13 protein-coding genes are annotated in these 21,685 nt (G+C 41.4%); 2 read left to right on the top strand and 11 right to left on the bottom strand.

Features of this window, described 5'->3' with window-relative positions; genetic code table 11:
- Positions 1 to 66: 66 nt before the first annotated feature.
- The 5 genes from RM553_RS10400 to RM553_RS10420 are packed head-to-tail and all read right to left on the bottom strand — an operon-like array spanning position 67 to position 5,287.
- Positions 67 to 822, bottom strand: coding sequence for a DUF1080 domain-containing protein (locus RM553_RS10400; RefSeq protein WP_311534858.1), 756 nt, complete (start codon positions 820 to 822; stop codon positions 67 to 69).
- 10 nt (positions 823 to 832) lie between these two features.
- A complete protein-coding gene (locus tag RM553_RS10405) occupies positions 833 to 1,888 on the bottom strand; it encodes a sugar phosphate isomerase/epimerase family protein (RefSeq protein WP_311534859.1) in 1,056 nt (351 codons plus the stop codon).
- A 2-nt stretch (positions 1,889 to 1,890) separates the two neighbouring features.
- Positions 1,891 to 3,030, bottom strand: coding sequence for a Gfo/Idh/MocA family protein (locus RM553_RS10410; protein WP_311534860.1), 1,140 nt, complete (start codon positions 3,028 to 3,030; stop codon positions 1,891 to 1,893).
- Between the two features lie 3 nt (positions 3,031 to 3,033).
- Entirely contained in the window at positions 3,034 to 4,272 is a 1,239-nt protein-coding gene (locus RM553_RS10415) for a nucleoside permease (protein ID WP_311534861.1), read from the bottom strand.
- Between the two features lie 13 nt (positions 4,273 to 4,285).
- A complete protein-coding gene (locus RM553_RS10420; RefSeq protein WP_311534862.1) occupies positions 4,286 to 5,287 on the bottom strand; it encodes a sugar phosphate isomerase/epimerase family protein in 1,002 nt (333 codons plus the stop codon).
- 142 nt (positions 5,288 to 5,429) lie between these two features.
- Between RM553_RS10420 and RM553_RS10425 the strand changes: the two genes are divergently transcribed.
- Together RM553_RS10425 and RM553_RS10430 are read left to right on the top strand one after the other, a co-directional pair.
- On the top strand, positions 5,430 to 7,130 hold the full coding sequence (locus RM553_RS10425; protein WP_311534863.1) for a GMC oxidoreductase: 1,701 nt from the start codon (positions 5,430 to 5,432) through the stop codon (positions 7,128 to 7,130).
- A gap of 12 nt (positions 7,131 to 7,142) precedes the next feature.
- Positions 7,143 to 7,817 carry a gluconate 2-dehydrogenase subunit 3 family protein gene (locus tag RM553_RS10430; protein WP_311534864.1) on the top strand — a complete coding sequence of 225 codons (675 nt, stop codon included), beginning with the start codon at positions 7,143 to 7,145 and terminating at the stop codon, positions 7,815 to 7,817.
- A 131-nt stretch (positions 7,818 to 7,948) separates the two neighbouring features.
- Here RM553_RS10430 and RM553_RS10435 read toward each other — a convergent pair whose 3' ends face one another.
- The 6 genes from RM553_RS10435 to RM553_RS10460 form a co-directional block, all read right to left on the bottom strand.
- Positions 7,949 to 8,812, bottom strand: coding sequence for a GyrI-like domain-containing protein (locus RM553_RS10435; protein WP_311534865.1), 864 nt, complete (start codon positions 8,810 to 8,812; stop codon positions 7,949 to 7,951).
- Between the two features lie 10 nt (positions 8,813 to 8,822).
- Positions 8,823 to 10,148, bottom strand: a complete 1,326-nt coding sequence (locus RM553_RS10440; protein WP_311534866.1) for a vanadium-dependent haloperoxidase — start codon at positions 10,146 to 10,148, stop codon at positions 8,823 to 8,825.
- Position 10,149: 1 nt separating this feature from the next.
- The gene (locus RM553_RS10445; protein ID WP_311534867.1) at positions 10,150 to 13,419 is read right to left on the bottom strand and encodes a VCBS repeat-containing protein; all 3,270 of its coding nucleotides are present in this window, start codon (positions 13,417 to 13,419) and stop codon (positions 10,150 to 10,152) included.
- Positions 13,416 to 16,781 (bottom strand): VCBS repeat-containing protein, encoded by a 3,366-nt coding sequence (locus RM553_RS10450; RefSeq protein ID WP_311534868.1) that lies wholly within the window; start codon positions 16,779 to 16,781, stop codon positions 13,416 to 13,418. The genes RM553_RS10445 and RM553_RS10450 overlap by 4 nt, the downstream gene beginning before the upstream one ends.
- Before the next feature lie 121 nt (positions 16,782 to 16,902).
- Positions 16,903 to 18,504, bottom strand: coding sequence for a RagB/SusD family nutrient uptake outer membrane protein (locus tag RM553_RS10455; protein WP_311534869.1), 1,602 nt, complete (start codon positions 18,502 to 18,504; stop codon positions 16,903 to 16,905).
- A gap of 9 nt (positions 18,505 to 18,513) precedes the next feature.
- A complete protein-coding gene (locus RM553_RS10460) occupies positions 18,514 to 21,594 on the bottom strand; it encodes a SusC/RagA family TonB-linked outer membrane protein (protein WP_311534870.1) in 3,081 nt (1,026 codons plus the stop codon).
- Positions 21,595 to 21,685: the final 91 nt, after the last annotated feature.

Raw genomic sequence — 21,685 nt, forward strand, 5'->3', positions numbered from 1 at the left:
ATAAAAAAGGCATTCAGAAGAGAATTATTACCTCCGGAATGCCTCTTTCAATTCAGCTGGAAAAAATTATTCCAGTTCCTTTATTTTGATATTTCTATAGGAAACCTGGTCCCCGTGATCCTGCAGCGCGATATGCCCGCTTTCACTGTTTCCAAAGTCTTCCCATTCTGCAAACTTGGATTTACCAACCATTTCTTTCCATTCTTCCCCATGTACCGGAAATTCCGCCACTTTGGTGCCATTTAAAGTAACACTGCCTTTATTGGTTTCGTGGTTTATTATAATGGTTTCCTCATTCCATTCCCCGGCGGGTTTTGTTACATCTTCACTTGCCGGTACCATATCATATAATGCTCCTGCCTGGCGTATAGGCCCGTTCTTGGCATCCGGGTGCCTTTCGTTATCCAGTACCTGTATTTCAGGGCCCGTATAATAAGGCTCATTATATTTTTCCATTTCCTGTACCCCCCACATCACGCCACTATTGCCGCCTTCAGAAATTTTCCATTCAAAATTTAATTCAAAATTTTTGTATTGCTTTTTTGAAATCAGGTTTTCAGATCCTTCACGTTCTCCTTCAGCAGGTGTGAAAACAATCGTGTTCCCTTCTTTTTTCCATTGATCTGAAATCGAATCGGAGTTATAGGCTTTCCACTGCTCCAGGTTACTCCCGGCGGTAAGGTCTTCCCAATCGTTTTGTTCTTCATTCATAGCCTGTTCTTCATTTATGGGCTCTTCCATCTGTTCCTTTGTTTCACTGTTATTCTTGCAACCGGAAGCTATTAAAGCCAGGGCAAAAAGGCTTAACCTTAGTCTTTTCATAATGTAGAAATTAATTAGTTCCCAATAATTGTTTTAATCTTTCTTCATCTATCTCAGAACCGGCAAAGTCATCAAATTTTTTGTCGGTTGCCTGGATGATATTGCCTGCAATAAAAGGAGCACCTTCCTTAGCGCCCTGTTCGGGAGATTTAATGCAGCATTCCCATTCCATTACCGCCCAGACATCACAACCATATTCGGTTAATTTTGAAAAAATGGTTTTAAAATCTACCTGGCCGTCGCCGGGGCTTCTGTATCTACCAGCCCTGTTTACCCAATCTTCATAACCACCAAAAGTTCCTTTTTTTCCTGTAGGATTAAATTCGGCATCTTTTACATGAAACATTTTAATGTAATCGTGGTAAAAATCTATATACTGGATGTAATCCAGTTGCTGTAATACAAAATGGCTGGGATCATATAGTATATTTACCCGTTTATGATTGTTGGTGGCTTCAAGAAAACGTTCAAAAGTCACCCCGTCATGAAGGTCTTCCCCGGGATGTATCTCATAGCACACATCTACATCCTGTTCTTCAAATTCATTTAAAATAGGCAACCACCTTTCAGCCAACTCCTGGAAACCTAATTCCACAAGCCCGGGGGGACGCTGCGGCCAGGGGTGCATGGTATGCCAAAGCAGGGAGCCGCTAAATGTACCCATTACGTCCAGCCCCAGGTTACGGCTGGCTTTTGCGGCGCTTTTAAGCTGATCTATAGCCCACTCTGTACGTTCTTTTGGGTTGTTATGCAGTTCCTTAGGGGCAAAATTGTCAAACATCTTGTCGTATGCAGGATGCACCGCCACCAGCTGGCCCTGTAAATGTGTACAAAGCTCTGTAATCTCCAGCCCGTAAGATTGGATTTTGCCCTTTAGCTCATCGCAATAATCTTTGCTTTCAGCAGCCTTTTTAAGGTCAATAAGGCCTTTTTCCCAGGTAGGGATTTGTACTCCTTTATATCCCAATCCCGAAGCCCATTTGCAAAGGCCGTCCAGGGAATTAAAAGGTTCTTTTTCATCAATAAACTGTGCTAAAAATACAGCAGGTCCTTTAATTGTCTTCATACTTAATCATCAATTTTTACCCATACATTGCCCTGTTGGTGGGAATGTACGGTTTTTTCAATAAAATTCATTCCCCTAAGTCCATCTTCAAGAGTAGGGAATTCTCCATCATATATTTTTTCTCCGTTTATGGCTTTGGCAACTCCTTTGTAGATATTGCCCATAGAATCAAAGATACCTTCAGGGTGTCCTGGCGGCAATTTAGTGCCATCTAAAGAAAATGCACTGTTGTACTCATGCCCCGGCTTTAATGTCTGCATAGGTTCGCCTTCTTTTAATAGATAAAGATAATTGGGATTTTCCTGCTCCCATTTTAAGCCGCCATTTTTACCGTAAATTTTCACTGAAAAATTATTTTCTTCGCCCGTTGCAATCTGGCTGGAGCGCAAAACTCCTTTTACATATTCTGAAAATCGTAAAAGCACCGTTCCATCTATGTCCATAGCATTATCTTCATACATGTAATTAAGATCTGCCAAAATTTCTTTTACCTGAAGCCCAGAAACATATTCTATCATATCAAAAGCATGGGTTCCAATATCGCCAATACAACAGCTGATACCTGATTTTTCCGGATCAAGCCTCCAGATGCTTGAGCGCTCTTCTTTATTATGAATAATAGGGTTTATCCAGCCCTGGTAATATTGTACATCTATTTTTTGAATATCCCCAATAGCCCCGGAAGCAACCATTTCTTTCATTTGGCGTACCATGGGATAACCGGTATAAGTGTAGGTAACAGCAAATATACTTCCCGATTTTTCCTGGGTTTTCTTCAGGATTTTGGCTTCTTCATAAGTAGTGGTCATCGGTTTTTCACAAATAACATGGAAGCCGTTTTCCAGAAGCTTTTTAGCCATGGAAAAGTGCAGGAAATTAGGTGTTAAAACAGAGATCACCTGCATCCTTTCTCCTTCAGGCAAAGATTTTTCTTTGGCGATAAGAGTGTCAAGGTCTTTATAAATCCTCTCTGTTCCGATTCCTATTTCTTCAGCAAAGTCTATACTTTCCTGAAGTTCGATATTGAATGCTCCCCCTACCAGTTCATATTTGTCAAACATTGCAGAAGCCACCCGGTGAAGGATACCAATAAGGGAATCTCCGCCTCCGCCAAGAATTCCAAGTTTTATTTTTTTACCCATAATTTAAATTTCAATGTCTTTTTTCTCAATTTTTTCATTTCTAAAGAAGATAGCGAAAAGAATCATTACTACAAAGGCGAAAATTGCCGGAACGGTCCAGATTCCTGTCCAGTCCCTATTTCCGTCGCTCATAATATAAGCATCGCTAATTAATCCTGCTGCGTAAAACCCAATAAGCATACCCACGCCATAGGTAGCCAAAGTAATAAGTCCCTGGGCAGAACTTTTAAATTTCTCACCGGCTTTGGAATCGGTATAAATTTGTCCTGAGACAAAAAAGAAATCATAACATACGCCGTGCAAAGCTATTCCTATCATCAACATAAAGGAAAGTTCATCTGCATTACCGTAAGCAAAAAGCAGATAGCGTACGCCCCAGGCAATCATCCCCATTAGCAGGGTCATTTTTATTCCATACCGCTTCAGGAAAAATGGGATAAGCAACATAAACAGCACTTCAGAAGCCTGGCCTATAGCCGCCTTTGCTGTGGAATTGCCTACTTCAATATCCGTTAGAAACGGACTTAAGTGCTGATAGTAGAAAGCAAGCGGAATACTTATAAGAATAGAGGAAACAAAAAAGATTAGAAAGTTTTTACTCTTCAGAAGCTTTAAAGCATCCAGTCCCAGAATTTCAGAAATATTAGGTTTTTCCCCAGTATCTGCCTTAGGAGGAGCAGCTGGAAGGAAAAAGCTGAATATTCCCAGGAATGCAGAAGCCGCCGCAGTCATTAGAAAGGTGTTCTTAAGCATTCCGTTTTCGATTGCTTCGGCCGAGTCCCAGCTAAAAATAAGGCTTATTGCCAGTCCTGATACAATCCATCCAATGGTTCCAAATACCCTAATAAATGAAAATTCCTTGGCAGGATCTTCCATTTGATTGAAACTAACCGAATTTACAAGGGCAAGAGTGGGCATGTAGGCGATCATATACCCAAGGATATAGGGGTAGAAGGTGGTAAAATCTTCTGCATAAGCCATTTGATACATAAGAAAAGCACCAATAAGGTGCAAAACAGCAAGAATTTTTTCCGCATTAAAATACCTGTCGGCTATTAATCCAATAACAAAAGGGGCAATTATGGCCCCCCAGGACTGCGTGGAAAAGGCAGTGGAAATTTGTGCCTGGGTAGCCTGCAGGTTATTTCCCAGAAATGTACCAAGGGTTACAAACCAGCCACCCCAGATAAAGAATTCCAGAAACATCATTATGGAAAGCTGGATGCGTGTAATTTTTTTCATACTTCTGTTTATCTTAATTTAAATTAGTTCCTTTATCAATTAAAAGTTGTTTTGTGGCAAGAATTCCTTCTTCGGGAGGCAAGCCTGTGCCTTCGTATTCTATGCCAATGTAGCTGTTGTAGCCGGCTTCCTTTACAATTTCGAGCATACGCCCGTAATCGATGGTAGTTTCTTCACCTTCGTCATTAAAAGCAAAAGTTTTTGCGCTCACTGCCCTGGCGTAAGGCATCATTTCTTCCACACCTTCATATTTTGGATATTCCTTTACACACGGTGCATCCCATAGTTCACCACCTTCCCGTCTAAGGCAAAAATTGCCAAAATCTGGCAGTGTTCCACAATTTTCCATGTTTACCTCTTCCATTACTTCAACCAAAAGCTTGGCATCTGAAGATAAATATCCATGATTTTCCACCAGTACATTTATATTTTTATCAGCCGCATATTTAGAAATATCCTGAAGGCCGGCAACAGATGATTTTTTCCAAACATCCCTGTCTTCACTTCCAAAGAGATTTACCCTAATAGAATGGCAACCAAGTTTTTGTGCTGCATCCACCCATTTTTTATGGTTTTCAACAGCCTGTTTTCTTGCTTCTTCATCAGGGGAAGCCAGATCTCCCTCATTATCTACCATTATAAGGACATTCCTCACGTGATATTCTTCACTCTTCTGCTTCAATGTATCAATAAGAGCATTGAAAGCTGCTTCCGGATCGTCGGCATTTTGATATTTATCGGTATAAAGCTGGCTCACGTATTCTATGCCTTCAAATCCCAGCTCATTTGCTTTTTCAGCAAAATCCACAGCATCCATACTTCCTTCCATGATAGGTTCATGAAGAGACCATTCTGCCAGGGAAATTTTAAAGAAAGGTTCTTTGGAAGATGCTACGGCTTCTGCCTCAGGATGTTGTTCATTTTTTTTAGAGGAATCTTTGCATGCTGAAAATGCAAAAAGGAATAGCAGCATAAAGGCTGATATTCCTGTAACTCTTAGAAGAGAAAATTTCATATTTTAAGGAATGTGAAAAATTTAGTTAATTTTAATTTTGAAATTTAAATGTAGACTTTTTTTTAAAGATGTAAAATAATACACTTAATTTTTTATATTTGACACTATACCGAATAATTTACTATCAATTAACTGCTAAAGTGTGAATAATTTATATGAAAATGATAACTATGATGCCATAGTTGTCGGTACCGGAATAAGCGGTGGCTGGGCTGCAAAAGAATTATGTGAAAAGGGTTTTAAAACCCTGGTGCTGGAGAGAGGCCCAATGGTGGAGCATATTAAAGACTATCCAACCATGAACGATGATCCCTGGGACTATAAATACAAAGGACAACTTACCCGGGAAGAGAAAGAGAGACAATATAAGCAGTCCCGTACTGGTTATACCACTAATAAAGCCAGTGCGCATTGGTTTGTAGACGATGTTAAACATCCTTACAATGAGGTGAAAAGATTCGACTGGATGCGTGGTTACCACGTAGGAGGAAGGTCTATTATGTGGGGAAGGCATAGTTACCGGTTAAGCGATATAGATTTCACAGCAAATAAAAATGATGGGGTAGGAGTAGACTGGCCAATCCGTTATAAGGATATTGCTCCCTGGTACGATTATGTTGAGTCTTATATAGGTGTAAGCGGGGAGAAACTGGGATTGCCCCAGTTGCCTGACGGAAATTTTCTTCCGCCAATGGAACTTAACTGTGTGGAAGATCATTTGAGAAAAAGCATTGCCGATAATTTTGATGGCAGGGTAATGACTATGGGCCGGGTGGCGCATATCACAGGCGACAAGAAATTTGAAGGTCGTAATAAGTGCATGTTTAGGAATAGATGTATACGTGGCTGTCCTTACGGGGCATATTTTAGCAGCAATGCCTCCACACTTCCTGCGGCGGGCAGAACGGGAAATATGACGCTCAGGCCAAATTCGGTTGTGCATGAAGTAGTTTATGATCCCGATAGCGGGAAAGCTACAGGAGTTAAAATTATAGATGCGGAGACCAAAGAAAATATAGAATACAAAGCCAACGTTATTTTCCTGTGTGCATCGTCAATGGCATCCACCAGTATTTTGTTACAGTCAAAATCTGACCGCTTTCCCGACGGACTTGGAAATGACAGCGGAGAACTTGGCCATAATGTGATGGACCACCACTTTAAAGTTGGGGCATCTGCAACTTATGATGGTTTTGAAGATTCTTATTATAAAGGAAGGAAGCCCAACGGAATTTACTTACCGCGTTTCAGGAATCTTGAAGGTGGTGAAAAAATGCCATTTAAACGTGGATATGGATACCAGGGCGGAGCCAGCAGGACCAATTGGGAAGACAGTATTGCTGAAGCTTCTTATGGAAAAGAACTAAAAGAAGCCGTTTCAAAACCTGGAAAATGGACCATGGGCCTTGTAGGCTTTGGAGAAACTTTACCTTACCACGAAAACAGGATGTTCCTTAATTACGATAAGAAGGATGAATGGGGCTTGCCTACCGTAACTTTTGACGCAGAATTTAAAGAAAACGAAATGCTAATGCGTAAAGATATGCAGGAGCAGGCCGTGGCGATGCTGGAAAAAGGAGGTTTTAAGGACATACGGCCATATGATGATTTGGGAGCGCCAGGCTTGGGAATACATGAAATGGGAACCGCCCGGATGGGAAGAGACCCTGAAACTTCGGTTTTAAACGGTAATAACCAGGTACATGCCGTGCCGAACGTATATGTTACCGATGGTGCTTTTATGACTTCTTCGGGATGCCAAAATCCGTCTTTAACCTATATGGCTATGACCGCAAGGGCAGCAGAACATGCATCAAAGAACTTTAAAAAATCCAACGCTTAATTTTTTCATATTATGAACAGAAGAGAGGCATTAAGAAATATAGGGCTTGGAGCAGGAGTTATGGTAGTTGGGCCAACTACTTTAAGCCTGTTGCAGAGCTGTAAAAATGAACCTGATTACGAATGGCAGCCAGTTTTTTTAACAGCTGCCAACGGCCATGTTCTTAAAAGGGTGCTGGATGTAATACTCCCCACAACAGATACTCCCGGGGCGGCCGATTTAAATATAGCCCAGTTTCTGGATTCTTATATGGCTGAAGTAGCATCTCCCGAAAGGCAAAAGGAATTTCAGGAATCTGCAGATGCCTTTGTGCAGGCTTTTAAAGAGGAATTTGATAAAGAACCTCACGAAGCAAATCAGGAAGAGTTTGAAAAAATAGTTGAAAAATATCTTCGCGCAACTCCCGCCGAAAAAGAAAGGTATATGAAGCGAAATTCAGAAACTCAGGACCCGCAGGATAAAGATCCGGATGAAGACCCTGCAGAGGAAAAAAACAATGAAAGTTCCCTGGGGCCTGATGCCGGTGCCTATGCTTATCTCCAGGATGTGAGGGAAATGGGGATATGGGCATGGAAAACCAGTGAACAAATTGGTGAAAATGTATTGTGGTACGATCCTATCCCAGGGCAGTATATCGCATGTGCCCCTGTTGAGGATGTTGGAAATGGAAACGCTATGGCTCTGTAAAAATGAAGAAAAGTAATCAAAAAGAGGGAAGGTTGTATCACCTCGGCAGAGTCCAGGGTTTATTGAAATTCAATAATCCAAATGGTTTCAGGTATTCAATTTAACCAGATAATTTCTAAACAGCCTCTTTTTCACTTTAAAGGCATATAAATTTCTGCCTCCCATTCCATACCATTGCCACCGAGTTCAGGGTTATCTTTAAAAATTTCCAGAACCTGGTTCTTTACATCCAGGTTCTTTTTTTTGGCGTATGCCAGAAGAGAATACCAGGCTTGGTGAGAGAACATGTAATTTCCGTGGAAAATAGCCTTTATTGCTGTTTGTTCAGGAATTGTTCTAAAAAAAATAGGTCCTCTTTCCTGAATACCACTAAGATTTTTAATAGGGAAACAGAAATCGTAGTCCATATTAGCTTCTTTTATATTCCAATTTTTTACAAACACCCGGGGCCTGCCGCTCATCTCAAGATGGTTATAGAGTACGTAGTCAGAAAGAAAATTAATATTCTTCATCATATCATAAGCTTTTTGATCTACTTTATTATGTAAAGCAATACAGGCACAATTTGCAGCAGGCATTTTTTCTCTTCCGCTTATCTTAACCTTATAAAAGTTGTTATCTTCTTTAAGCTCTTCCATTATATTAAGCACAAGTTGTTTCATTTTCTCCCTGCTTTCAGATTTGCCAAAAAGAAGCGCGAACCTTTCTCCAAAGGAATTTTCTATATTCTTAAAGCTTGCCACTACCATGGTAATGGTGTCCTGAGCTGATAAAACCCATTGTATTTTTGTGCTGCCTGTTTCCTGAGTTATACTATGAAAAGGTCTTTCTTCAGAATGATCAAAGGGCATATTCTTGAGTTTTTCATAAACTGCCCCGGGCGGGGATGCTGTAGTAAAACTAATAGAATAATCATGTTCTTTGATGAAAAAATACCAGATGGAGGCAATGGCCAGGCTTATAAATGCTAAGCCAAAAAGAAAGCTTTTCTTCATAAAAATGAGGTTAATATAAAGATTTTACCTCCAGATCATCCACCACATAAGCACCAATAGCTTTTCCTTGTTCCAGGCCTTTTTCAATCGCCGACCTGAAGTGGATACCGCCGTATAGCCTGCTCATTGCAGCTTCTTCTGCCGCCTGGTTAAAGGATGCAAAGGATCTTACCGGCAGCCCGTATTTTACCTCTGTGTCATCATCAAAAGTTAAATCTCCAAAAAGCCTGGTAAGTATTGTGGCAGCCGCGCCTGAAACTACCGAATGCCCGCTGGGATATTCCGGAAAAGGAGGGGTTTGCAGCACCGGCTTCCAGTTTTCATCAATGTATTTATTAATAAGGGTTTCCGGCCTAATTAACTCGCTGCGGTACTTTTCGTCCCAAGTGCTAATAAAAGCATCTGCCATGGCAATAGAGGTGGTGGTGTAGGCATAAACTGTTTCTTCAAAATCCAGGTTGTTTTTTTGACAGGCAATTTTACAAATCCCAATCCAATGTCCCCCGGGAGTGATTTTTTTGGTAGCAAACATTAAATGTCCGCGGGTGGTGGAAACATAAGGATTGCAGTCCCAAAACCTGGCCATTTTCATTTCTTCGGATGCATCGCCCGTTTCGGCCATATTATTTTTAACATTATAGACTTCTATAAGTTCCTTATAAAAATTGGTGTCCTTCTGAAGTGAAAAATCGGGATGCGGGGCAGGTTTAAATTGAGAAGCACTATCCATTATAAAGGGTCTTATTTTTGCCCAATGTGGCTCAATACCATCCATGTATGCAGGGGGGGTGGGTTGCCAGCGGGAAGGATCTTCAGAATAAACTGAGAATTTTGGCATGGTGCGGGTTTCCTTGTAATTATCTTTATCCATCCATTCGCTTATTACAGCGGCAACCGCCTTTCCATATTCCTGGGAATCAAAAAATTCTTCCTCATTCTGCTTTTTCCACACTCCTGAAAGGCTGTCGTGAAATGTGGAAATACTTTCTTCAGAAAAGATAAGCTTTTTGCCTATTTCCATCTGGGCTACCACCGCTGCGAGCCTCAGATTTATTTGTTTAGTGGAATCTGCCTTTGGGATCTTTTTTAATTCCTCAAATTCTTCACTCAAAGATGTGAACCTTTCACTACCCTGGGCTATTACTTCGTAAGCGGCGATATTAGAATACGCGTACACGCGGCTGGCTACGGGTGGCGAGAAAATATCATGTACCATCACATCAGTAAGGCGTCCAACAGAAGAGTGATAATCTTCTGATGAGATTACTAAAGGTTTGTCTTTTGAGCAGCCTCCAGCCAAAACGGTTAAGAGTAAAATGAAAAAAATGTTCTTCATGTTATTCACTAATTGTGTAGAGCAAGGGTTTATCATTGTTCACAGTCACCATTAAATAATCTTTGCCGTTAAAGTTAATTACATCAAGGCTTCTAACCGATTTTTGCGTAAGGTCTACACCCAGATCTTTAGCTTCAATAGTATGCCCGGTTGAAGTTATGATATTGCCGGCCAAGCCATCAAACCTGCCGTGGTAAGGCGTAATTCCGAAGTAATTTCCGGCTGCAAAAATTTCTTCTTTTCCATCTCTGTTGAAATCTGCTTTCAGGAAGCACATCAACGGCGCAACCTGCAGAGGAGCCTCAAATTTTTCAAATTTAAACTTTCCCTGCTGATTTAGCAAATATCCGGAAGCCAGAGTGTTAACTGTTAATAATTCTGCCTTTTCCAGTTCTTTCCGGTCAAAAATTTCGTCAACGGTTTTACCTGCAAAATCCTTGTATGCGGGAAATTTCTTCCGAAGAAAAGATAGCTGTCCTACCAGCTCGTCCAGACCATTCAAGGTGTAATATTTGCCATTTTTGGAATAAGATAAAATTGTTTCGGTACTGCCATTGTTATCAAAATCATTGTAATATAACTTCAGCGGGAAATCGGCTGAAGCATTTAATTTGGTGTTCAAGCCCCAGTTTCCCAGGAGGTAATCCATTTTACCATCGTTGTTAATGTCGAATGGAATAATGCGCTGCCATAATCCGTTTAGCTTTTCAGAAATAAATCGTGCTGTCCTGTCTTTCAACCGCCCGTCTTCATTCCTGAAAAATTTGGGAGACATCCATTCGCCAACAAGAATTAAATCTTCCCGGCCATCGTTATCAAAATCATCCCAAATGGCATCGGTCACCATTCCTATATTTTGAAGTTCCTTATTATGAACAATAGAAAAATTTCCATCTTCATTTTTAAGAATATATGAATTCGGGATCTTACCAAAATCGCTGGAAACAGCATGTCCTCCTACAAATACATCGTTATCGCCATCCCCATCATAATCTGCAACGGCAACTACAGAACTGTTTTCAAAATAGGGGGGAAGTTCCTGTTTATTAAAATCTTTGCCTGTAGAAATGTATAGCCTATCCAGGAGAGCTTCATTTTTCCCGCTAAATTCCCCTCCTGAAGAGGCCACAAATAAATCCTGGAGCCCATCCCCGTTAAAATCGGCAACGGCAGCAGAAACATCTTCAGTAATGGAATCTTTAGCGATTGTTGGAAATACAGTTGCTTCATAGGAAGCATTCTTCTGAAGATAAACCCGGGCAGGTTGAAATTTAGAACTTCCGAAGAATATATCTTCTTTCCCATCCTGGTTAAAATCTTTTACGGCCACTGCCGGACCACGATCTGAAATTTGATAAGGAATAAGTTTCTGCCGGTCAAAATCGGTATATGGGTTCTCTTCATGAACATAATCCAAACCGGGCAGGGAATCTATCTTTTCAAACCACTTTTTTTTCCTGGGAAACAACTTTTGATAATTTATGGTATCACGATTTTCTGATGCAAATATTTCAAGTGCCTGGTTAGTTGCTACATCTTTTATTATTTGAAAAGTGTTATCTGGCCAAATGATTAGGAGGGAATCGATTTTTCTATTTTCGCCGTAACCAAAATGCAGTATTGGTTCTGAAGAAGATTGGAATCCACGTGAAGTGAATAATTGTTTTACCTGCTGCTTGCCATTATTATAAGAAATTACCTTTGTACCAATTCCATAGATGTTTGGCGCGTGAAACCTAAGTTTTAATTTTAGAAAATTTGCAAGACTGTCCGTTTTATTTTCATAAACTGAGACCGGCTCATTAATGTTGTTGGTGACAATATCCAAATCTCCGTCATTGTCCAAATCTCCATATGCTGCCCCGGTGGAAATAATAGAGTCTGTAGAAATCCAGTTTTCATATCTTTCAAAATGCAAATCTGGCGCTCCCTTGAAAATGTAATTTGGCACCGCGCCGGAAGGCATTTTATCGAGAGCTTTTTGATCTACCAGATTGGTGGCATTTATCTTCTTCTGAATTTGTTCGCTGGACACATATTTAATATAATCCAGATCGTTTGGCCGTTTAGGAATTCCGGTGGTAATAAATACGTCCTGGATGCCATCCTGATCATAATCCCCAAAAAGTGGCGACCAGCTCCAGTCTGTGGCCGCGAGTCCGCTGAACAATCCAATCTCCTGAAAATATTCCCCAGCCTGATTAAGTTGCAGCATATTTCGGCTATATTGATTGTGGTAATTAAGCCTGTTAACTTTCATCCTATCCAAATCGACAGGATCATCCCCAACTGAAGCTTTTAAAACCTTTTCATCTTCAGGAAGCATATCCAGGGTAAGAATATCCAAAAAACCATCCCGGTTTACATCGGCAACGTCATTTCCCATAGAAAACCGGCTCACGTGGCCAAATTTTCCCTTTAAGTCTTCCGTAAACGTACCGTCTCCATTGTTGATGTAATAATAATCATCTTCGTGAAAATCGTTACTCACATAAATATCTGTAAAACCGTCATTATTAAAATCTGCAGTAGCAAGGCCAAGGCCGTATCCATTTGCTCCCCCGTAAATCCCGGCTTCTTCGCTTACATCTGTAAATTTTCCGTTTTCATTTTTCAGCAATTTATCTCCGCTTTCTTCCGTGCGCTTATTACGAATATCGGCAGGGCCGTAAGTATTTATAGTATGTACGGCATGATTGAGCAAAAACATGTCCAGATCTCCATCATTATCATAATCAAAAAAAGCGGCAGAGGAGGAGTAGTTTTTGAAATCCAGGCCGTAATCTTCGGCCATTTCAATAAAAGTAGTGTTGCCGTTATTAATATATAATTCATTTTTTCCACGTAAGCCATTTACGCCAACCACGGCACAAACGTAAATGTCCAATAATCCGTCGCCATTCACATCTGCCATAACCACTCCTGTATTCCAGTCAGAATTGCCGCCAACTCCGGCATTTTCTGTGATATCTTCAAACTTCATACTTCCCTTGTTGAGAAAAAGTTTGTTTTTAACCTGGTTTCCGGTAAGGTAAATATCCGGGAGATCATCATTGTTAATATCTCCAATGGCTACGCCGCCACCATTATAGAAATAGAGATAATCCAGAATGTTCAGGGCATCGGTTTCGGTTAACTGGTTGGTGAAATTCAAGTTTGTAGCTTCAGGACCCAAGGTTGTGAAAAGTTTTTGTTGCTTTTCTTCTGGAATTTCTTCGGAACAACTGAAACAGCCCAAAATCAGTAAAAATAAGATGCTGAATTTTCTCATTTTTCTAACTTAAAAATTTTTGGTGCACTATTGTTAATCCCCAGAATAAGCATTTCCTGTCCGTTTCTATTGCGGAATTTTTCCATATTTCTTACCTGGCCGCGGGTGAAAAAACCAGTTTTATATGCGTCCATTACCGCGTAATTCCCATTATCATCCCCGGTGAGCACTAGGCCGTAATTAGCATCCAGGCGCGAAAACTGGGGTTTTAGATCATAGTCATTCCCCGCGAGAAAAATATCGGGAATTCCATCCTTATTTACATCGGCAACTTCAATGGCATGGATACTTGAAAATTGCGCTTTTGCAGGCATAGCCTTTAATTCAAAATTCCCATCACCTTTATTAATAGCAATCATGCTTTGAAAAGTTGAAATGTTCTTTACGATGGAGTTTGAGATGACTTCTTTAGGAAATAATTCATCTATAGATTTTGTGGCATATTCTGAAAATTTCAGGTTTTGCTTTTTAAGCGATGCAATCTGGCCGGAAAGTTCCCGGCGAAGATGAATAGGCACATCTTTTCCATTAATTGGCCTGGTGCAGATTTGTTCGATAGTACCATTATTGTCAAAATCGTTGATGTAAATTTTTACCGGCCCTTCATTTTCAACATTATAAAAACTGTTTGTCCCGCGATTGCCCAAAATCAGGTCTGGAATACTGTCATTATTAAGATCGGCCACTTTTACAATATTCCAGGCACCGGTGTATTTTTCAAGATTGCTTTTAAAAGGCCTAAGGCCATCGCCGGTATTTTTAAAAATTTTTGGAGCCATCCAGTCTCCGGAGATAATGAGGTCTGGTTTTTGGTCGTCATCAATATCTGCCCATTCGGCATCTGTCACCATTCCAATTTCCCTTAATTCGTATGCAAGAGCTTCGGTTACATCTTTAAAATTACCCTTTCCATCGTTTTCAAGGAGTTGGCTTTTGGCATTGATACCATAAATTCCTGGTACACTTCTTCCGCCTATAAAAAGATCGATATCCCCATCCAGATCATAATCTGTGGCTGCGATAACTGCAGAATTATGCCCTATATTTTCTATTTCTGAAGGGGAAGCTGAAAAATGACCATTCCCGCCATTTATATAAATTCTTGTTTGGTAAAGCTTTTTATCAGCATAAACATTATTCCCTCCTGAAGCGACCACAAGATCGGGTTTGCCATCGCCATTGATGTCGGCAAAAACAGCAGCGGTGTCTTCAAATGCGGAATGTTCTTCAAATATGGAATTAGCGGCCTCTCTAAAATTTCCATTATTGCCCTGAAGGTAAATTTTTCCCGGCTGATTTTTAGCACCCCCAATGTAAAGGTCATCGTTTCCATCAGCATTAATATCGGCAACAGCAATTGCAGGGCCTTCTCGGGAAAGCATTTTTGATACCAAACCTTCATAATCATAATCCACGTAATTATCTTCTTTGTGTGGCGTAATGTTTGTTTTGACTTCAGATAAAAGCATTTTCCGATTTGATTTTTCAGGATTAAATTCTCCCGAAGCATCTTGATATTCAAGAACGAGCCTCTTATTCACCTCAATATCCTTAAGAAGTTGTGTCTTTTTATCAGGCCAAAATACACGGATAGAATCAACCTTTTTGGTTTTTCCCAGGCCGATGGTGAATTCGTAATCTATAGAAGATTGAAACCCGCGCGTGGGGATTAATTCCTGGCTTACCAGCAAATCCCGGGCGTAAACCTTTACTTTGCTGCCAATCGCAAACCTGTTTTTTTCACTACCCTTCAGCTTAAGTTTTAAATAGGAATGCTCCAGCTTTTTATCTGAATTATTCCTGTAAACAAAAAGTTCCTGATTTACATTGTTCACAATTAGATCTGCATCCCCGTCATTATCTAAATCTCCATAAGCAGAACCATTGGAAAAACTTGGTTCGGAAAATCCCCAGTTTTCAGTAGCGTTACTAAAACTTAAATCGGCATTATTTTTAAAAGCATAATTGGGAATTGGAGTGCTGGGCATTTTATTGATAATGGAATCGAATTCTTTCTTTTTGCCGGTGAGCACCATCTCCTGCAGAATATCATTGGCGAAAAAATCCATAAAATCCTGGTTGGTGAGGTCTTTATAGATGCCGTTACTCACATAAATATCTTTAAAACCATCGTTGTCCATATCAAAAATCAACGCTCCCCAACTCCAGTCAGTTTGGGCCACGCCGCTAAAAAAGGCAATTTCTGAAAAGCTGTTATTTTGATTGTTCAACTGAAGGGAATTTTGCATGTACTGATGAAAAAAGTCTTTTTCCTCCTTAAGCTTATATATATCATAGCGCTCAAAATCGCTGGTATTTTTTAGCCTTTTGTCATCTTCGGGAAGCATATCGGTAACAAAAATTTCGGGATAGCCGTCGTTGTTGATATCGGCCATATCTGCCCCCATGGAGGAGAGGCTAAGGTGGGAAACCCAATTTTTAATTTCTTCGCTAAAGCTGCCGTCTCCCTGGTTGATGTATAAATAATCCCTTTCGTAAAAATCGTTGGAAACATAAATATCTGGCAATAAATCGTTGTTGACATCTCCCACTGTTACCCCCAGCCCAAAGCCAATAAGGCTGCCATAAATACCCGTTTTTTCGCTTACGTCCTGGAATTTTCCATTATTGTTTTGGAGCAGCTTATCCCCACCTCCTTTAAAAACTTCGGGTAAATCCCAGTCTTCACTCCTAAGGTTCCTTTTGTTGTTATAGCCCAGGCTGGATACAGGAATAAAACTATTATTCAATATATAAACATCCAGGTCTCCGTCCTGGTCGTAATCAAAAAAAGCAGCATGCGTGGTAAAGCCATTTTCGTCCAGGTTATATGCAGCGGCAGATTCGGTAAAGGTGAGGTTGCCATTATTGATGAAAAGCTCATTTTTCCTATCGCTACCTTCAATGTTTCCCGCGTTACAAACATAAATGTCCAGATAGCCGTCGTTATTAATATCTACGAGGCTAACTCCTGTGGACCATGCTTTCTTGCCGCCTGTTCCTGAAGAGGCCGTGATGTCTTTAAATTTGAAATCTCCTTCATTTAAATAAAGCTTATTTTCTCCCATGTTTGAGGTGAGGTAAACATCCGGAAGGCCGTCATTATTCAAATCTCCTATTCCTACTCCGGCACCGTTATAAAAATTGCGGTACCTGAAGATGTTGAATTCTTTTTCATTTTTTACGGTATTGGTAAAATCAATTCCTGTGGAATCTGGACTCATCCTGGTAAATAGAACATCCTTTTTTACTTCTTCTTTCTTGTTAGCTTCAACTATTTTTTCTTCATCTGAACAGGAGAGGCAAGTTATTAAAAGTAGGACTGAAAGCGCCAGGTACTGATTTTTGAAATTTTTGAACATCCTGTTTTTGGAATATTGGGGTTGGCAATCGGGAAAAAAATTTTCAAACAATCAATGACAAAAGAGGCTTAAAAGATAGTGAAAATTACCTTTTAAGCCTCTGGATACAGATTGATTAATGTTAGTAACCTTCGTTTTGGGTTAAATTAGGATTAGAGGTTAGCGCTGTTGTGGGAATGGGGAATAAGGTACGGAATTCGCCCGACTCCGGTTTATATGCCCACTCCTCAGTAAACTGGCCAAACCTGATGAGATCCTGCCTTCTCCACATCTCATTGTAAAGTTCTCTACCTCTTTCATCCAGCATATCCTGCTCTGCAAGGTTGGTAAGCGGTGAAGCCATTCTAAGTTCCCTAAGTTCATTTACAAGTTCCAGTGCGGTTTCGCTCGATGATCCTCCCCTCATAATGGCCTCGGCTTTCATTAGATGGGCATCTGCATACCTGAACAAGATCATATGTTCTGCGTAAGCCCCATTGGAGGGATGGTATTTAAGCACCCTTATACCACTATTTTCAGGATTTCCTACCAGGCCCGGAAGCTCTTTTGTATAAAAAAGCGGCGCACCACTTCGGGTTTCCGTCATAGAGCCGTCCAGGTTGTATTGCTGGCCAAATAGGAAACCAAGGCCAATATAAGAACCGTCAACAAATCCATCTCCATCGTCGTCTTTTCCTCCGGCAAAATAGCCATCTCCTTCACCAACACGGGTACCTTCCACTGGCACAAAGCCACGTCTTTCTTCCTGGCCAACATCAGGATGGTTGGAATCCTCTGGCCCTTCAAAAAGATCGTAGAATTCTGCAAGGGTGGCAAAGCCGTTCCAGCCACCTGCCTCCTGTCCCGGAACCCCCTGGTTATAGTGCAGGCCGTTCCAGATGCGGGATCCTACTCCTGTGTTGGTGTACCATATGGTTTCGCTATCTACCGCCGGTTTGAAGAGTTCAAAAAAACCACTTTGCAATCCAAACCCAAGTGCAGCAATCTCATCAACATGCTCTATAACCATATTCATATCTTCTGGTGCTGTCTGGGCGTTACTCAGGTAAATGTGTTTGTTTAAATAAAGCTTGGCCAGTAGGTAATGTGCTGCAGCTTTAGTAGCAAAGTTAGCTTCGGCGCCTGGGCCGGCACTTCTTAAATCTGGCAAGGCATCGGTAAGGTCGGTCATAATAAAATCGAAAGCTTCGCTTCTGGTCATCACCCCAGGGTCTACATCTGCCCCTTCATCTACTCCTCTAAAAGGAACCTGCCCAAAAAGGTCCATTACCCAAAACATGCTAAACGCGCGAAGGAATTTAGCCTCGGCGATTTGCTGTGGATTTGCATTGCTTTCGGGCGCGATAATTTCAGATAAATTAAAAACATTCCGGTTGTTATTGTTCCAGGAATTTAGGAGGAACTGGTGGTTTGGGTCCCAGGTGTGCTGGTGCAGGGACCGCCAAAGGCCATTATCCCCCCAGTCGGTACCGCGGGTGGGTACCAGCATTTCATCGGTTGTTACTTCCTGCAGGGCATAAAGGTTTTCCTGCGTGTTTAGCTGATCCCTTATGGCGTTATAATTATTGGCCAAAGCCGAGGGCACATCGCTTACACCTGAAAATCCGCCACCTGAATCTTCACGAAAAATAGAATCTGTTTCTTCCAGTTCCAGGTCTGTACAGGCGGTAAAATTCAACACTGCGCCCAATAAAAAAGCGGTTTTTATAAATTTATTTTTCATGCTGTTTTTTTAAAATGATACGTTTACTCCTAAAGTTACCGTTGTTGCCCTGGGATAAGAGGTGTACTCAATTCCTGCCGTAGGAATATTGTTCAGAGCTTTATCGGTATCTACTTCAGGATCAAGGCCACTGTAGCTGGTAATAAGGAACAGGTTTTGCCCTGTTAGGCTAATCCTTAACGAATTGAGAAAACTATCGTCTGCCACAGAAAAGTTATACCCTAAAGTGGCATTTTGCAACCTCAGAAAATCACCTTTTTCCAGGAATCGGGTAGAAACATCTGGCGCATTCCCGTAGCCTTCACCATTCCCCACTACATCCTGGATAACGTTAGAACCAGAATTTAAGGCCCCGGCAGTGAAAAATGCATTTTCGGTGTTGTTGTAAACCCAGAAGCCGAATTGCCCGTTAAGGAAAGCAGAGAGATCCCAGTTCCCATATTCTACGCGGGTTGAAATTCCCAGGTTGGTTGTAGGCAAGGCACTTTTTCCAACAAACTCCTGCACATCCCCATTAGGATAGATAGTTTGTCCGTTCTCATCAAAGCCACCAAATTCCCTCAGGTAATAAGAGAAAAGAGGCTGTCCTTCTGCAAGAAGCTGGGCGTAGGCATTGGTTAGGCCCTGGCCATTAATTCCTCCGGTTTGAATTCCCCCCTGAAAATCTTCAACCATATTGTCGTTATAGGAAAAGTTAAGCCCAAGGTTCCAGTAAAATTCTTCCTGCTGAATAATACTATAATTAATACTGAATTCCACTCCCTTATTGATCACGTTAGCATCCAGGTTTTCCCACACGAAATCCTGTGCAGCAGGTTGAGCTGAAAATGTCTGGAACAGGAGGTCTGTGGTCTTCTTATAGTAAAAATCCAGCGAGCCGTTCAGGCGGTCTGCCATAAAGCCATAATCTATCCCAATATTGGTTTGAGAGGTGGTTTCCCATTTAAGATCTTCGTTCCTGAAGGTCACCTGCCCGGTTCCCGGAATATTTACCAGGCCCGCATCGCTTATACCTATGTCCCCAAACCTGTCCCTCGGGGTGTAAAGGTTGTAAGGAATCTCCTGGTTCCCGGTAATTCCATATCCCAACCTGATTTTTAAAGTAGAAATGGCTTCAGGAATAAAATCTTCGTCGGCCATTTGCCACGCAAAAGCTCCTGAAGGGAAATACCCATACTTGTTATTGCCCCCAAATCTTGTTGAGCCGTCTGCCCTTAATGTTGCAGTTAAAATATATTTCTCAGCGAGCGTATAATTTACCCTGCCAAAAAAGGATTGTAGCTCATCAATGGTATGGAAAGTATCTCCGGAAACGGCGTTTACATTAATTCCTGAAGGAGAAGAAGGAGTATCTGTAGCTACTTCCGGAAAAAGCCGGTTTATAAAGAACCCGTTGGTATCGTAACCGTATTGCTGATAAGATCCCTGGATGCTACCTTCAATTACATCACGTGCATCCTGAAGATCATCTACCATTGCATTCATAGCCATATCAGGAAATCCCCAGCCGCTAACATTTATTCCTTCCCTGTCGAATTCCTGATAAGAATAGCCAATTAAAGCATCTATTTTGGAGTTATCGAACATTTTCTCATAGTTCAAGGTAGCTTCAAGCAAACTGTTGGTTCTCTCGATCTCATTAATCTGTGACCTTCCATTGCCCGGTACGGCACTCTGGATGCCCTGGATATCCCCAGATATAGCGAAGCCGCGATAAGATTCAGATTTGTCATAGCCCAGGTTCACTTTTGCAGACAAACCTTCAGTAATGTTATATTCTGTTGAAAAATTTATTAGAAACCTGTCGGTCTCTGTTTCATCCTGAGTGTATTTCAATAGCCCATTGGGATTAATACGGCCTTCATAAAAATCGGGATCTGCAGGTGTGGTGGGATTAATCCGGTAGGCGGCGCCGAGCAAATCCCCGGCAAAACCTGCATTATTCGAAATAGGAGCCCTTTCGTCATTCACTCGGGACAAAGTGGCCTGTAAATTCAAGTTCAGTTTATCATCAAGAAATCTATGATTAATATTTAACCTTCCGGCAAGCCTTTCCATTGAAGAATTTTCAATAATCCCCATAAGGTCTGAATATCCCACGGAGACCCTGTGGCTGCCATTGGTATAGGAATCTGAATACGACAGGTTATGTTCCTGAGTAAAGGCTGTACGCATAATCTCGTCCTGCCAGTTGGTATCTGCCCCGTAATCTACCGCGTCTACATCCTGTCCTGTTTCAGCATAAGCTTCCAGCCACTCTTCACGGTTTAAAAGATCATATTCATTGGCAGGGGTTGCAATTCCCAGGTTGGTGCTGTACTGTATCCTGGACTCGGCACCGCGGCCTGATTTTGTGGTGATTATTACCACCCCGTTTGCACCCCTCGAACCGTAAATAGCAGTGGCCGAAGCATCTTTTAGTACACTTATGCTTTCAATATCTTGTGGGTTAAGAAAGTTAAGAGGGTTTTTGGGAGAGCTGTCACCAAAGCCCGCGTTTGTACCGCCGGCAGAAACATCGTCGCCAGACAGTGGTACACCATCAACAACAAAGAGAGGATTGTTGCCCCCGCGTACAGAAGTTGTTCCCCGTATCCTTATATTCACTCCACCACCCGGTTCGCCACTAGAATTGGTTACCTGTAACCCGGCTGTTCTCCCCTGTATTAACTGTTCCGGAGAAGCAACCAGCCCGCGGTTAAATTCTTCGGCAGATACCGTTGCAACAGCGCCGGTGGCATCTCTTCTTGTGGTAGAGCCATAACCTATTACCACTACTTCACTAAGGGCGGCAGCATCTTCCTGCATGGTCACATTAATGGTTTCACGGCCATTAACAGATACCTGCTGCTGTGCAAAACCCACAAAACTAAATACAAGAACTGCATCATCGGGAACATTTTCCAGGGTATAGTTCCCGTCAAAATCGGTGGTGGTACCATTAGAAGTTCCCTGTACCAGAATATTCACCCCGGGAACAGGCATTGAGCCATCGGTAACTTTTCCAGAGACCGTTTGCTGAGCCTGAACAAAACCCACACTCATAGCAGCAATCAGGAAAAAAACCAGCCTAAGTAATTTTTTTTTCATAAAGTTAGTTTTAGTTGTTAATAAGGTCTGGAACCTGTAATAAAATTAATAAAAAATAGTACTCAGCAATAAGATATGTATGAAAAACACC

This window comes from Autumnicola tepida, assembly GCF_031846485.1.
In the GTDB taxonomy this organism is placed as follows: Bacteria; Bacteroidota; Bacteroidia; order Flavobacteriales; family Flavobacteriaceae; genus Autumnicola; species Autumnicola tepida.